The sequence below is a fragment of the Microcoleus sp. B6-A1 genome, assembly GCF_036705085.1.
Classification (GTDB): Bacteria; Cyanobacteriota; Cyanobacteriia; order Cyanobacteriales; family Microcoleaceae; genus Microcoleus.
In genome coordinates, this window is the sequence record NZ_JAUBTU010000019.1 from 14,246 (window position 1) to 29,079 (window position 14,834).

The 14,834-nt window shown below is 43.2% G+C and carries 10 protein-coding genes; 8 read left to right on the forward strand and 2 right to left on the reverse strand.

Translation table 11 applies throughout. From position 1 onward, the window contains the following. Nucleotides 1–51: 51 nt before the first annotated feature. The gene (locus QUB11_RS09200; protein ID WP_333159647.1) at nucleotides 52–378 is read left to right on the forward strand and encodes a DUF433 domain-containing protein; all 327 of its coding nucleotides are present in this window, start codon (nucleotides 52–54) and stop codon (nucleotides 376–378) included. 3 nt (nucleotides 379–381) lie between these two features. Beyond that, nucleotides 382–720 (forward strand): DUF5615 family PIN-like protein, encoded by a 339-nt coding sequence (locus QUB11_RS09205; protein WP_333143573.1) that lies wholly within the window; start codon nucleotides 382–384, stop codon nucleotides 718–720. 80 nt (nucleotides 721–800) lie between these two features. Here the strand turns inward: QUB11_RS09205 and tsaE are convergent, their stop codons facing one another. Beyond that, nucleotides 801–1,250 carry a tRNA (adenosine(37)-N6)-threonylcarbamoyltransferase complex ATPase subunit type 1 TsaE gene (gene tsaE / locus QUB11_RS09210; protein WP_333390371.1) on the reverse strand — a complete coding sequence of 150 codons (450 nt, stop codon included), beginning with the start codon at nucleotides 1,248–1,250 and terminating at the stop codon, nucleotides 801–803. A 115-nt stretch (nucleotides 1,251–1,365) separates the two neighbouring features. Further along, complete coding sequence (locus QUB11_RS09215) at nucleotides 1,366–2,766, reverse strand: gluconeogenesis factor YvcK family protein (protein WP_333289040.1); 1,401 nt, start codon at nucleotides 2,764–2,766, stop codon at nucleotides 1,366–1,368. Nucleotides 2,767–2,930: 164 nt separating this feature from the next. Between QUB11_RS09215 and QUB11_RS09220 the strand changes: the two genes are divergently transcribed. The 6 genes from QUB11_RS09220 to QUB11_RS09245 all read left to right on the forward strand — a co-directional run bounded on the left by QUB11_RS09220 (nucleotide 2,931) and on the right by QUB11_RS09245 (nucleotide 14,356). After that, entirely contained in the window at nucleotides 2,931–3,713 is a 783-nt protein-coding gene (locus QUB11_RS09220; RefSeq protein ID WP_333056232.1) for an ATP-binding cassette domain-containing protein, read from the forward strand. Between the two features lie 93 nt (nucleotides 3,714–3,806). Beyond that, nucleotides 3,807–5,297 (forward strand): MlaD family protein, encoded by a 1,491-nt coding sequence (locus tag QUB11_RS09225; protein ID WP_333205627.1) that lies wholly within the window; start codon nucleotides 3,807–3,809, stop codon nucleotides 5,295–5,297. Nucleotides 5,298–5,441: 144 nt separating this feature from the next. After that, the gene (locus tag QUB11_RS09230; protein WP_333205626.1) at nucleotides 5,442–6,197 is read left to right on the forward strand and encodes a Uma2 family endonuclease; all 756 of its coding nucleotides are present in this window, start codon (nucleotides 5,442–5,444) and stop codon (nucleotides 6,195–6,197) included. Nucleotides 6,198–6,643: 446 nt separating this feature from the next. Continuing rightward, nucleotides 6,644–7,093, forward strand: a complete 450-nt coding sequence (locus tag QUB11_RS09235; RefSeq protein WP_333256330.1) for a tetratricopeptide repeat protein — start codon at nucleotides 6,644–6,646, stop codon at nucleotides 7,091–7,093. 99 nt (nucleotides 7,094–7,192) lie between these two features. Further along, nucleotides 7,193–9,568: an FkbM family methyltransferase gene (locus QUB11_RS09240; RefSeq protein ID WP_333205624.1), complete on the forward strand. Its 2,376-nt coding sequence runs from the start codon at nucleotides 7,193–7,195 to the stop codon at nucleotides 9,566–9,568. Between the two features lie 108 nt (nucleotides 9,569–9,676). Further along, nucleotides 9,677–14,356: an O-linked N-acetylglucosamine transferase family protein gene (locus tag QUB11_RS09245; RefSeq protein ID WP_333205623.1), complete on the forward strand. Its 4,680-nt coding sequence runs from the start codon at nucleotides 9,677–9,679 to the stop codon at nucleotides 14,354–14,356. The last annotated feature ends 478 nt before the right edge of the window (nucleotides 14,357–14,834 follow it).

The following is a 14,834-nucleotide window of genomic DNA, read 5'->3' on the forward strand; positions in this document are numbered from 1 at the left end:
TAACTCAAATGTTATAATTGGGTATTCCCGCTCGCAAAGGCGATTTTACCCATGCTTCTCCAAGAACTAGAAACACAACTCCTGGCCTTAACTCCGACTGAGAAAGCTGAAGCCATACGGCTTTTAACCCAAAGTTTAAACAATAGCTGGCCAGGAATTACCAAAACTCCCGACGTGTGTGGTGGCGATGCTTGCATTGCCAAAACTCGCATCCCAGTTTGGCTGCTTGAAAGTTTTCGCCGTGAAGGTTCAAGCGATGCTGAACTTCTACAATTTTATCCCCACCTCAGCGCGGCCGATCTAGTCAATGTTTGGACTTATGCTGATGCACATCTGGAGGAAATCGAAGAAGCAATCTGCAAGAATGAGGAAGCCTGAGTCATGCTGAATTTGTATGCAGACGAACAATTTCCTTTGCCCGTTGTGCAATTGCTGCGCGCTTTTGGTCACAATATCCTGACTGTTCAGGAAGCAGGAAAAGCAGGACTTGGGATTCCAGATCCAGAGGTGCTAGCATTTGCTATAAGCAAAGATAGAGCTGTTTTGACATTAAATCGGTTTGATTTTATCGGGCTGCACAACCGACAGCCAGACCACTCTGGTATTATTGTTTGTACCAAAAATCGGAATGTAGAAATGTTGGCAACACGCATCAATGATGCTATTGCTGGTGAAGAAAGTTTGAGAGGCAAATTGATTCGTGTCAACCGTCCGCAGTAAGTACGCGCTGAGATGTTACACCATTCTCTCTTAACAGGCTGAGTGAGAATGGTGCAACATCTAAATTCGATCGCACTCGCTCAAATTTCCAATTGCCAATCCAATAACTCGCCATTACCAATTACTTCAATTTGCCGCCCGTTATCTAGATAAGTCAAATAAATTTGCCAATAATTTTCGGGTTTGTACTGCAATCTTTCCGCCCATTCGATCGCCACAATTCCCAAATCCATTTCTAACCCGTCCCAATAACTTTCTAAGTGCAAAGCCTCCACTTCTTCGGGTTCTAGTCGATACAAATCTAGATGATACAGCGGAATTCGTCCTCCAAAATACTCGTTAATCAGTGTGAAAGTAGGACTTTCGATCGAGTCTGAGATTCCTAAACCTTCAGCTATACCTTGAACCAAGGTAGTTTTGCCAGCACCCAAGTCTCCTTGTAATAAGATTACAGTGCCGACAGGGAGCGATCGACCTAACGCAAAACCAAACTTGCGCGTAGCTTCAGCATCTGGAAGTGAAAGTATCATATTAGTCATTAGTCATTAGTCATTAGTCATTAGTTACTCGCTTGGGGCTGCTAATAACCAATAACATTAGTCTGCACCGTCAACAGTCAACAGTCAACAGTTAACAGTCAGCAGCTTAAATGTTGTGGGCGCGGCCGTACCAACGCAGCAACATCCCCGCCAACCTTTGCGAATTGTGGCGAATTAAACCCGTATTTTCATCTTCATCCATGACATTGGCGATGACAACTCGCCGCCCCAATTGCGTCACGGCTTCTCGATCGAGCACAACCGGATAAGAATCCTCCTGAGAATAGCGAATCAAAGCCTTTGCAGAAGGGACTTTTCCTTGAACTACTACAGCATCGAACAGCGGCCGGCCACAAGCGCGGTCGATCGCCCGAATGTGGTCTGCAACACTGTATCCGTCAGTTTCCCCCGGCTGAGTCATAATATTGCAAACATAAATGCGGGGAACTTCGCTGTTGGCGATCGCATCAGCAATTTCCGGCACCAACAAATTCGGAATGACACTCGTATAAAGACTCCCCGGCCCAATAATAATAAAATCCGCTTCCCGAAGTGCTTGGGCCACCTTGGGCAACGCCGGAGGATTAGCAGGAGTGCAGCCAATTTTGATGATTTGCCCGTTAGCTTTTGTAATGCTGGACTCCCCCTCAATCCTGCGGCCGTCAGCCAGTTCTGCCCACAAAGAAACGTCGCTCAGAGTAGCCGGCAGCACCTCTCCCCTCACTGCTAAAACTTTAGAACTCGCCGCGATCGCCTGTTCCAAATCTCCAGCAATATCGCTCATCGCCGTCAAAAACAAATTCCCAAAACTGTGACCCACCAAACCGTCACCAGCCCGGAAACGATATTGAAATAACTCAGTCAATAACTTTTCCTCATCTGCCAAAGCAGCCAAACAATTGCGAATGTCTCCCGGTGGCAATACCCCAATTTCCCGCCGCAGTCGCCCGGAAGACCCCCCATCATCCGCCACCGTGACAATAGCAGTGATTTTGGCGCTGTAATCCTTCAATCCCCTGAGCAAGTTAGAAAGGCCCGTACCGCCCCCTATTGCCACAATTTTTGGGCCGCGGTGCAAGCGACGGTGGTTGAGGAGTCGATCGACCAGTTCCTCGTTGCCTTCGGGCATCAGCACTTGGGTAATAGAGTTCAAACTGCGAGTTTGTCCCCACAGAATTAATAAAATCCCGCCAGCAATGATGATCGGGCCCGACACGTAATTGGGAATAACTTCCGCAATCCACGCCAAAAAATTTCTCAATAATTGCAATAAGAAGAAAATGGGAGTCATCCCAGTCCAAATCGCTAAACCCAAAGTGGCAAGTACCACGCCGCTGGCACTAATCAGCAGCCACCGTTTCACTAACAGTCCGGGGGCTAACCACTTAAACCACTGGTGAACTCGCCCGTTCCGCAAAGAAGGGGGGTAAGGATTTCTGGATTGGGCAAAAACCTGCTTGGCTTTAGCCAAGACACGGAGGGCTTTAGGAAGTGAACTAATTGACATGGTTAATTAGTCTTAAGGGTATTGGAACAGCTCGATCTGACAAATTTACAATACAAGAGAGTTTTGATTCTGGCAGTCAATTTAAGTAATTAGTGATTAGTCATGAGTCATGAGTCATTAGGTAGACTGATGACTGATGACTGATAACTTATTGATAACATCCTATGGCTGAGCCACTAATCGAACTCAAGGGGGTAAGTAAGTCCTTCGGCCAGAACCAGATCCTCGATCGAGTCGATCTGAGGATTTATCGGGGAGAGGCCCTGGCAATTATTGGCCCTTCCGGGACGGGGAAATCTACGATTCTGCGGATAATTGCGGGTTTGTTGGCCCCGGATGCCGGTGAGGTTTTTGTTCAGGGACAGCGCAGGGTGGGATGGGTGGACGACGTGGCAGATCCGATCGGAATTGGGATGGTGTTTCAGCAAGCGGCTTTGTTTGATTCGCTGACGGTGGAGGAGAATGTCGGTTTTTTACTTTACCAGCATTCTAAGCTGCCGCGCCGCCGCATTCGGGAATTGGTGGAGGAAAAGTTGGAGATGGTGGGTTTGCCGCGAATTGGCGAACGCTATCCGGCGCAGTTGTCTGGGGGAATGAGGAAGCGGGTAAGTTTTGCCCGCGCTATCATGGCGAATCCTGATAATGACAGGGATAATCCAGAGGTTTTGCTGTACGACGAACCGACGGCGGGTTTAGATCCGATCGCTTCGACGGTAATTGAAGATTTAATCCGCGACTTGCAGGCGGCCCAAGGTGTTTGCAGCACTTATGCGATCGTCACTCACCAAGACAGTACCATCCGCCGCACTGCCGATCGTATCGTGTTTCTGTATCGAGGCAAAGTGCAGTGGGAGGGAACTGTCAATGACATTGCATCGACAGATAATTTACTGATCAGACAATTTTTTAGCGGCAGTGTTACTGGGCCAATTCAAGCGCTTGGATAGTCAGCCAATTTTAGATTTTAGATTTTAGATTTTAGATTGAAATGACCGATGATGAATGACTAATAACCAATGACCAATGACTAAGGAGGTAATATGCGATCGCGAACTGTAAGAGAAGGTTCTGTCGGGTTCTTAATTTTAGTAGGAATCGGTTTATTTGGCGGCTTAGTGCTCTGGCTGCGGGGCGTGCAGCTAGGGAACCGCAGCTACAAATTCGCCGTAGAATTTGCCAGCGCCCAAGGAATGCAAATAGGCACGCCCATCAGGTATCGTGGGGTTGCAGTCGGTAAAATTACCGCCCTCCAACCGGGTTCCAACGGCGTAGACGTGACGCTGGAGATTGCCCCCGGCACTTTAGTGATTCCCAGGGATGTTACGATCGAAGCGAATAAATCGGGTTTAATTGGCGAATCGTCGATCGACATTACCCCCAACTCGATTTTGCCAGAATCATTACTTACCGCCAATCCCGTTAGTGCCAACTGTCCCCCGGAGATTATCTGCCAAAATTCGCGATTAAAAGGTCAAGCTGGAGTCACTATCGACGAACTAATTAAATCCACAGTCCGCCTAGCTAATTTCTACACTGACCCCGCCCTGTTTAACAATCTTAAATCTCTGACCGAGAATACAGCCAACACAGCTAAAGGTGCAGCTAAACTCACTCAAGATTTATCGACTTTAACTAAAACTGCCCAAGCGGAAATAAAAAATTTAAATCAATCTGTAAGGGGAGACATTGGGAGCTTAAATCAATCTGTCAAAACCGAAATAGCAAGTTTAAATCAATCCTTAAAGGGGGAAGCCAGCAGTTTAAATCAATCATTAAAGGGAGAAGCAAGCACCTTAAATCAATCGATCAAGACGGAAATATCAGCCGCCGCCGCTGATGTTTCTAAAGTAGCAGCTACGGCGGACACTTCCACAAAAGCCGTATCTGCCGCTGTAATAACTTCTGCTAATTCAGTAACTCAAGCAGCCAATCAAGTTACATTAACAGCCAACCAACTCAATTCTTTAGTAGCAACCAACCGCGCCAGTTTAGTCTCAACTCTGAATAACATCAATCAAAGCAGTCAGGAACTGCGGGTAGCTGTCAGCAGTTTGAGTCCGACAATTAATCGCATCAACCAAGGACAATTGCTGAACAATTTAGAAGTTTTATCAGCCAATGCTGCCCAAGCTTCTGGTAGTTTGCGAGATTTATCCAGCCAGGTAAACAATCCCGCCACTTTGCTATTATTGCAGCAAACTCTAGATTCTGCACGAGCTACATTTCAAAACGTGCAGAAAATTACTTCCGACGTGGATGATTTGACAGGAGATCCGGCTTTCCGCAACAACATTCGTAGGTTGTTAAACGGATTGGGAGGCTTATTGGGTTCGACAGAACAACTGCGACAGCAAGTTAAAGTGACTCAAACATTAGCTCCCCTTTCTGAGAAAGTAAATGCGAGCAAAACTGCCAGAAATCAATCAGTAGAGCCGGGATTTCCCAGCTTGCAAAAACAGCCAAAATTGCCTGTTATACCTTCTCAAACTGCAAGATCAGCAGAACCAGTGGCTCCCGAAAATACTCCTTAAAACAGGGTATCATTGAATAACCGCAATTATTGCAAGATTCGCGAGTTGCTTTAGTTACTAAGGTGCGGCTTTCGCAGCCGGCATTAAAGTTATTGTCCAAATCCTATTAAGAAAAAACTCTTTCTATCGCAACCAGGAAAACCCATGACGCAAACATTATCGAAACCGGGCGCAACCAAAACCAAGTATACTATAACTTGGGAAAAATTGCCCGACGACTTTAAATTACCCGACGAGCCTGTGGAAAACATCGACCAACCACTTTTAGCCGCGGCCCTCCGAGAAGCCTTGGATCTCGCAGGATTTATCCTAGCTTCAATGCTAATAGCTTCCAATTTTGGACTGTGTGCCAAAGTCAATGACAAAACAGTAGTAAAAGCACCAGATTGGGTGTACGTTCCCTCGGTATTGCCAGCAGAACCAGGAGAAGTTCGTCGCAGTTATACGCCTAATGCTGAGGGAGAAGTCCCCGCAGTAGTAATGGAATTTTTATCGGATACTGACGGCAGTGAATATTCAAATAAACCCACATATCCTTACGGGAAATGGCGGTTTTATGAGCGAATTTTGCAAGTACCAATTTATGTAGTTTTTGAACCGAAATCAGGAGTATTGGAAGTGTACAGACTCTCGACATCGGGAGAATATGAATTGCAAGAACCGGATGCTAATCAGCGATTCTGGATAGAATCAATGGGTTTATTTCTAGGGGTTTGGGAAGGTGAAAAATCTCAGAGAACGGGTTATTGGTTGCGCTGGTGGGATGAGAATGGCAATTTGCTGCTGTGGGGTGCCGAACGGGTGGAACAGGAACGCCAGCGCGCCGAAGAGGAACGCCAGAGGGCCGATCGACTAATGGCATACTTGAGAAGCCAAGGCATGGATCCTGATGGTATTTGAAGGTGTGAAAGGTCGATCAACCTTTCGGCCCTTAATCCAATCCCATTTTGATTGCACAATCGAGTCAGCAAGGGCGTTTGAGATTAAAAATAACCACAATTAAGGAGCGATCTGCAGGACTGCAACAACATTAGAAGAAAAATTAGATCGGCTTTCTGATGAATTAGCCTCAGCACTAGAAGCGGAACGCCAGCGTACTCCTGAACTCACATCTTTGCTACCGCGTTACCGAGCTCGGTTTGGCGAAATGCCAGAGAGTAACGGCTAAAAAGTAAGGGTGCGATCGCCCTTCATCGATCTCGATCGCCCGCGTGTTATTCTCACCTAAATGTCCTTGACAAATATGAGATTTTGTGAACGGCTATAATTGGTTCCAAATTTTAAATGGCGAAGGGCGATCGTTTTGCGATCGAACTTGGGCAATCTAGAGATAGGTGCGAGTGCGAGTGCCTGGAAAACAGCGAGGCCAAGAGTTAGCAATGGAAAGTACACAGAAAAAATCTAGCCCTCGTCCAGTTAATAAGGGCGATCGAATTAAGCAGATTTTTGCGTTAGTATCAATGGTTGGCTTTGGTGGTTCCGCAATTTTTGGTATGGTGAGTCTGTTCGGCAGCGCTTTGAGCAGCCAGCACCAACAAAAACAGGCGACTGCTGCTGTTTCTCAGGAATCTTTGCTGGCGGCGCAGGAACGGGGATATGAGACGGTTTTGCAGCGGGAACCGCAGAATCAGACGGCTCTGGAGGGATTGGCAAATGTGCGGTTGCAGATGAATAATAAGGTGGGGGCGATCGAGCCTTTGGAGAAGTTGGTGAAGCTAAATCCCAGGCGATCGGATTATAAGGTATTGTTGGGGCAGGCGAAGGGGAAGAAGTCGCGGAAAGGGGGGGAGTTCTGATGTATCTTCTCCATTGGCTTCTCTGCAATCTCCCCTACCATCGCAATATCTACCCATATCATCGTTAATTATCATTTTATTTTATCTCAAGGTTATAGCATGGCAATTTTCGTTCCGAGCCTAAAGAAAAGCGGACATTTAGATAATATTCACGTAACAGTATGCCTCGTTGGCTCTCGTAAGATCGCAGACAAAGATGACTATGGGAGTCAGGGGTGGGATATTTTTGCACCTAATCTTACTATCTATGGATTCGATGCTGATGAAGCTGCTTGTCATGAGGCTAACGCCACTATAGAAGCTCGAAAAATAAATTGGACTGAAAAACATATTCCACTAGCCCTGGGAAATTCTGTAGGAACATCCACAATTTATCTTACTAAACACCCAGGTTGCAGTTCACTATATCCTCCCAGCGATTTCTATATTGAGCGGTTTGTCGGAAATTCTCAGCTAATTGAGCTAGTTTCTACTGTGGAAGTTGAGATAACAACTTTAGATTCTTTTTGCCAATCAGAAGCAGTTAACGAGATTGATTTTATACAACTAGACGTTCAGGGGGCAGAGCTTCTGGTTTTAAAAGGAGCTTCTAGTATTTTAAAAAGTAGCACTCTAGCGATTGTAACAGAAGTAGAGTTTACAGAAATATACAAGGGTCAACCTTTGTTTGGGGATGTAGATGTGTACCTGAGAGAACAAGGATTTACACTTTTTGATTTATGTAATATACATCGTGACAGTCGCCGAATGCCTGTAGTGTCACCGGACCACTATGGAGCCTTAGTCTGGTCTGATGCTTTTTATTTTCGGGATCTGATTCGGCAAGACTTGAATACAGAATTAAAGACACCTGAGAAAATACTAAAATTAGCTTGTATCGCTGATGTTATGAACTTTCCTGACTATGCTCTGGAACTTCTAGCGTATTTGACCCTGCAATATGGCGACGATATAAGATATAACTTGGCTGACAATATTATAGAGAGCTTAGCGGAAATTCCCGATCTAGTTAAGGTGGGACTAAGTTCATTGCCTATTATTGCTAAAATTAGAAATTACAGCAGCGGTTACAGTGCCAAGTGTGTGTTAAACGATCAAAGTAATTGGCAACAAAAAGGTAATTCATGCTTGTTTTTAGGAGACTATTCTCAAGCAGCGAGTATTTATGAGCAAGCTATAGAAGCTGAACCAAACATTAAATCCCACTATTGGCATTTGGGGTTGATGCTGCTTTTGCAAGACCAAGAAGCCGAAGCTCTAACAGTCTGGTTCACAGGTATACTTGATGACAATGCCGAACAAATGGAAGAATGCACATCTGAACTAATAGGAGTTATACAAACAGAAGCACAGCGCCGAGAAAGAGTCACCGACTATGCTGTTGCTCGCCTACTCCGGCAACACATCCGGGAAATAGATCCAACCGACCTAAATAATTTGTTAAAGATTGTCGCTCTTTCTATTAATATGAAGAGTTTTACAAATCAAGACCTAATATCCTTGGGAATTGTTGAGTTGTTGCGCTCGGAGTTGTACCCCGTTAATTCCGATTTACTATTACAAGTTCTTCAAAGCATTTTAGATTGTGTACCCTACGAACAATCTACCCTGGAATTTGCAACAGCTTGTCAGCGTTATGCCTCCGATTCTCAAGCATTTGTTAAGGTATTGATGCTAGCGAACCCTAAAATCCCAGATACCCAAAATGTAGACGCTCCCACTCAGAAATATTCATATTTAGAGGAAGAAACTCTTATTGATAAATATTTAAACCAATTAAATATAGAACACAAATACTGTGTCGATATAGCTGCTAGTGATGGGATAACTATGTCAAACACTTATTTTTTATACAAGCAAGGATGGAGTGGGTTAGCAGTAGAATATGATAGCCAACTATTTACAAAATTAGCACTTAAGTATACTGAATTTGAAAAAGTAAACTTAAGTAAGTGCATGGTCACACCTGAAAACGTAGTTTCTCTTATGAAAACACATCAAGTCCCAGAAAACTTTAGTTTTCTCAATCTTGATATAGATGGTTATGATTATTTTGTATTAGACAAAATACTTAGTTCATTTAGACCTTTGTTGATTACCGTAGAAATAAATGAAAAGATCCCACCACCTCTAAAGTTTACTGTTAACTATAGCCCCAATTATGTTTGGAATAACGATCACTTTTTTGGTCAAAGTATTTCACAGTTAAATATTCTGTGCCAACAGTATAACTATGCTATCGTAGAGTTACATTATAATAATGCTTTCTTGATTCCTCAAGAAATCAGTCCAGTAACTTCACTTACACCAGAGGAAGCCTACAGAAGGGGGTATCTCGATAAACCCGACCGGAAAAATAAATTTCCGTGGAATACTGATCTAGAGCAAGTTCACAATTTATCTCCTCAAGAAGCCTTGATTTATATCACTAACTTTTTTTCTAAATATGAAGGACAATTTACCTGCTACATATAATTTTAGTAATTAGGCGTTTAATGAAAACAATTTAAAGTTTTAAGTGGTCAGATGCCTAATCTAAGGAAACGCTAATCCACCAAACAAGGTAAAGACAGGCTGTAAACAATGGAAAATAATATTTCAAACTCGGATATAAATCCCTACGCTATGTTCAAAAAAGTTACTGTTCAACCAGTCAGCTATACAGCCATTCAGTCTGCTGTTGAAGCCATTGAAGGTTTCATGGTTCCAGGGCAAGAAGAGTACCTTTTCAATAAAGTAAAGTCCCTCCCCAATGATGCTGTAATCGTTGAAATAGGATCGTACAAAGGACGTTCCACCGTTGCCATGTCCTATGCCTGCATAGGCACTAATCGAAAAATTTATTGCATAGATACATGGGACGGAAATGATACGGACTTTGCGGACAGAAACTTTTTTGATATATGGCAAGAAAATATAGAAAAAAATGGATTATCTCAATATGTAGTACCATTGCGGGGTTATTCGCATGAAATATTAAGCCAGTGGGAAGGATTAACAGGAGACAAAGCTATTGATTTTATTTTTATTGATGGTTCTCATCAATTTTTAGACGTTTTGAAAGACTATGATCAGTCACTCCCCCTTGTCAAAGATGGGGGATGGATAGCGTTTCACGACGTTGTACCTACTTGGCCTGGTTCGGAACGTGTATGGCACAATATTGCCAAACATCGCTTGCTCAATCATGAGTATTCGTCCACTCTCGCCTGCGGTCAAAAAATTTCTACTGCTTTCTCCCCTACTTCATCACCCGAATTACCGATTCACTTCTTTACTATTGTCCTTAATGGTGAACCATTCATCGAGTATCACATAGAAGTATTCAAACAACTCCCCTATAAATGGCATTGGCATATAGTCGAGGGTGTAGCGGACTTGAAGCATGATACAGCGTGGTCTTTGGGAAATGGCGGACGTATTACCGACGAAATCCACTCCCAGGGACGCAGCAATGACGGCACAGCAGAATACCTAGACGAACTGGCACAGTTATATCCAGAAAATGTCACTGTTTATCGTAAACCAGAGGGTATTTTCTGGGAAGGCAAACGTGAAATGGTTAATGCACCACTACCTAATATTCGCGAGGAGTGTTTGCTGTGGCAAGTGGATGTGGATGAATTGTGGACTGTTGAGCAATTGTGTACTGCCCGATATATGTTCATCAATAATCCTGAAAAAACCGCTGCTTTTTATTGGTGTTGGTATTTTGTCGGAGAGAATCTGGTTATTAGCACTCGCAATTGTTATGCTCAGAACCCAGCACAAGAATGGTTGCGAACTTGGAGGTTCAAGCCTGGTCACGTCTGGGTACGTCATGAACCCCCCATTTTAGCGGAACCTTTACCAGATGGTGAGTTGAGAAATGTGGCAGAGTTCAATGCTTTTCGACACGAAGAAACAGAAAACCTGGGATTAGTTTTCCAGCACTTTGCTTATGTGATACCAGAACAATTGAGATTTAAAGAACAATATTATGGCTATACCAATGCTCTCTCGCAATGGACAGCTTTGCAGCAGCAGACTAAATTTCCAGCTCTATTACGCCAGTATTTAGGCTGGGTGCAGGATGGAACAACCGTTGATACTGCCGAGTCCTGCGGTGTAGTCCCGATCGCCCAAAAAGAATCTAACGGCACCCGGTGGCGATTTGTAGAACCCGATGGATTACAAAGTAGAACTTTAACAACTCAAACACAATCTCCCAGGATTCTGATTGATGGCGTTTTTTTCCAACTTTACAGAACAGGAATAGCTCGTGTCTGGAACTCTTTGCTAGAAGAATGGTCAAAAAATTGTTTTTCTCAACATATTATCATTCTGGACAGGGCTGGAACCGCTCCCAAAATTGTGGGGATTCGATACCTTACTATCCCAGCTTATAACTACGGGACAGCCGACGCCGATCGCCAAATGCTACAGCAAGTCTGTGATGAAGAGGGCGCTGATTTATTTATATCCACCTACTATACGACTCCCCTATCAACCCCTTCCGTATTCATGGCTTATGACATGATACCAGAAGTTTTACAGGCTAATTTGAATGAGCCAATGTGGAGGGAAAAGCATCACGGTATCCGCCATGCCTCCGCCTATATTGCCATCTCGGAAAACACTGCCCAAGATTTAGTAAAAATTTTCCCTAATATAGCTTTAGGATCAGTAAGTGTAGCTCACTGTGGAGTCAAAAGCTCTTTTTCGCCAGCTAGTAAAGAAGAGATTAGTAATTTTAAAAATAAGTATGGCATTTCAAAACCATACTTCATTTCAGTCGGGGGTGGTTCGGACTATAAAAATACTGAATTGTTTTTTCAAGCCTTTGCTCAACTTAGCAGTAAGCAAGGATTTGAGGTTATTTGTACAGGAAGTAGTGTTTTATTAGAATTAGAGTTTAGAGCTTACACGGCCGGGACGGTAGTTCATAAGCTAAACCTTAATGATGAAGAACTTAGAGTGGCTTATTCTGGTGCTATGGCACTGGTTTATCCCTCACAGTATGAAGGGTTTGGATTACCAGTGCTGGAGGCGATGGCTTGCGGTTGCCCAGTCATTACCTGTCCTAATGCTTCTATCCCCGAAGTGGCTGGAGAAGCAGCTTTATATGTAAATGATAAGGATGTTGAAGGATTTGCCCAGACACTTTGCGAGGTACAAAAACCCAAGGTTCGGAACTCATTGATTAGGGGGGGGTTAGAACAAGCTAAAAAGTTTTCTTGGTCAAAGATGGCTAAAATAGTTTCTTCGGTTTTAATGAAGATAGCAATTTCCCTAAAAGATGAAAAGGGGAATAAGTCTGAAGGAGATAACCGGCAAGAATCTATCAAAAAGCTATTGGTGGCAATGCGAGACCAGCCTGCTTATCAGTTATCTTTGCCATCAAGTCTCTCCCAAATCCCTGAGCCATTCCTTAATGAATACATCAGCTTACTATTTAAAAACCCCCCTTTATTTCAGGAGGTTGGGGAAGTAGAGAAATACTACCAACATATACAGCAATGGGTAGATGAGCTACATACCAACATCTTTGCTCAACTTGATGTTGAAGTGTGGCGAGAGGTGGCTATAGCTTTCACCTATTCGGCGAACTTGGTCCTTTACTTTACAAAAGCAAACTTGAAGGAGATATATGTAAAGCGAGCAACAATTATAGAACAGACTTTAAGAAGTAAAGGGCATCAGCTCGATTATAGTTTCCCTGAAAAGCTGCAAGACACAAGTAAGATCAGGTTAGGAATTCTGGCTACTAATTTTAACCCCCAAGCAGAAATATTTGCTACATTACCAGTCTACAAATCCTTGAATAGGGATTTGTTTGAAATTATTATCTATTTTGTCAATGCTACGGGTCATCGGTTTGAACGCTATTGTCTAGGTTGTGCTGATACTGCGGTTCGACTTCCGCAAGATTTGGAGAGCCAAGTACAAACTATCCGTGACGGCGATCTAGATATTCTTTTTATTGCTACTAATGTAACAGCACAAACTAATCGAATTGCTGAGCTAGCTGTTCATAGGCTGGCACGAGTGCAAGTAGTTGGCATGAATTCCCCTGTCAGCACAGGGATGCGTCATGTAGATTACTACATTTCTAGTAAACTGACTGAAGCTGGAAGTAACCCTCAGCAGCATTACAGTGAAACCCTAGTTACTTTAGATGTTCCTGCTCAATGTTTTGACTTTGCGACTGAAGAACAGCTCTTAACAACTATAAATGTCAATAGAGAAATCTTAAATATTCCTCAGAGTGCTGTTATCTATATTTCAGGCGCTAATTTTTATAAAATTATCCCAGAAGTTGAAGAGACTTGGGCTAAAATACTAGCTAGCGTACCCAATTCTGTGCTGGTACTATATCCTTTTAATCCCAACTGGGCTCCTATCTATCCAGTAACAGCTTTTGAGCAACGTATATTGGCTACACTGGCAAGGCACGGTGTAGGGAAAGATAGGTTAATCCTTCTTGACGCAGTGCCTAACCGGGCTGATGTAAAGGAACGCTTAAAAGTTGCAGATATATATTTAGATTCGTATCCTTATGCCGGAATGACATCGCTAATCGATCCACTAGAGGTTGGTTTGCCGACAGTGGTGATGTCAGGACATTATGCGCGTTCTAATATGGGAGCATCATTGCTGCGAGAACTGGAAATGTTTGATTTAATAGTGGATAGCGAAGAAGCTTATGTCAAGTTGGCAGTTGCTCTAGGAACTAATCCAGAATTGCGGTTCCAGAAAAGTAACCTGCTCAACCAAAAAATGCAGAATACCCCTAGATTTCTGGATAGCCGTTCTTACTCTGCCAGGATAGGGTTAGTGTTTCAAGAGATTTTTGCAAAATATCAGGGAAATATTCTTAAAGAAAACTTAAGGTTGAGCGCGCTCAACCTGATTATTTTCCCTGATTGGGGTCAGCCTGAAGAATTACTCTTACAAGAATTAGTAAGTGTCATTAGAGCGATCGCCACTCACCCAGACAAAAGTAAGATGACTTTACTGGTAGACAGTAGCAATGTTTCTGATGATGATGCCAATCTTATTTTGTCGAGCGTTGCCATGAACCTTTTAATGGAAGAAGATTTAGATGTTTCCGATGGACCAGAAATTTCACTGGTTGGACCGTTGAGCAAAATTCAATGGCAAGCTTTGATGTCCCACCTTCAGGGGAAAATCGTATTGAAGCAAGAGAATACAGAGGTGAGTAGACCGACAGGGTTGGAAAAAATTCCCTCCTATCTATTAGAAAGTTTTACTAATATGTAGTCTTAAGCCAAAGGTTTAGTTAGTAAAAATTGCATACCTACTATGAACACTGATATGTTAAAAGCCCAACCCTCTCTCACACCCATTTTAGATAAACCCATATTTTTCTATTGCTGTGAAGGCGTATATTCACCTGTCAGTATATGTCTAGCGGAAGGCTTTAAAGAGCTGGGGATACCATTTTATTCAAACATCAATCATTGGAAGATTGACCCCGATACAGAAGAATATTTATTTTGTTATGACCCAACTGTGACTCATCACGATTGCTCAATAGTAATTTTGGACTTCCGATGGATGATCAACGTGAAATCTTTTCCTGACAATCTATTTCACTCAGAGCAGAAATACATTACTGTCTTGCTAGATGACATGGATGGCTTTACCCTCTGGAATCCACATTTAGAAAATTTCGCTTTCAGATTTAGAACTCACTGCAACAGCAAATCTATATATCCTTCAAACTGTTTAACGTGGG

Coding starts and splice junctions, on each gene's coding strand:
- QUB11_RS09200 (WP_333159647.1), top strand. CDS start 52: ATGCTTCTCCAAGAACTAGAAACACAACTCCTGGCCTTAACTCCGACT.
- QUB11_RS09205 (WP_333143573.1), top strand. CDS start 382: ATGCTGAATTTGTATGCAGACGAACAATTTCCTTTGCCCGTTGTGCAA.
- tsaE (WP_333390371.1), bottom strand. CDS start 1,250: ATGATACTTTCACTTCCAGATGCTGAAGCTACGCGCAAGTTTGGTTTT.
- QUB11_RS09215 (WP_333289040.1), bottom strand. CDS start 2,766: ATGTCAATTAGTTCACTTCCTAAAGCCCTCCGTGTCTTGGCTAAAGCC.
- QUB11_RS09220 (WP_333056232.1), top strand. CDS start 2,931: ATGGCTGAGCCACTAATCGAACTCAAGGGGGTAAGTAAGTCCTTCGGC.
- QUB11_RS09225 (WP_333205627.1), top strand. CDS start 3,807: ATGCGATCGCGAACTGTAAGAGAAGGTTCTGTCGGGTTCTTAATTTTA.
- QUB11_RS09230 (WP_333205626.1), top strand. CDS start 5,442: ATGACGCAAACATTATCGAAACCGGGCGCAACCAAAACCAAGTATACT.
- QUB11_RS09240 (WP_333205624.1), top strand. CDS start 7,193: ATGGCAATTTTCGTTCCGAGCCTAAAGAAAAGCGGACATTTAGATAAT.
- QUB11_RS09245 (WP_333205623.1), top strand. CDS start 9,677: ATGGAAAATAATATTTCAAACTCGGATATAAATCCCTACGCTATGTTC.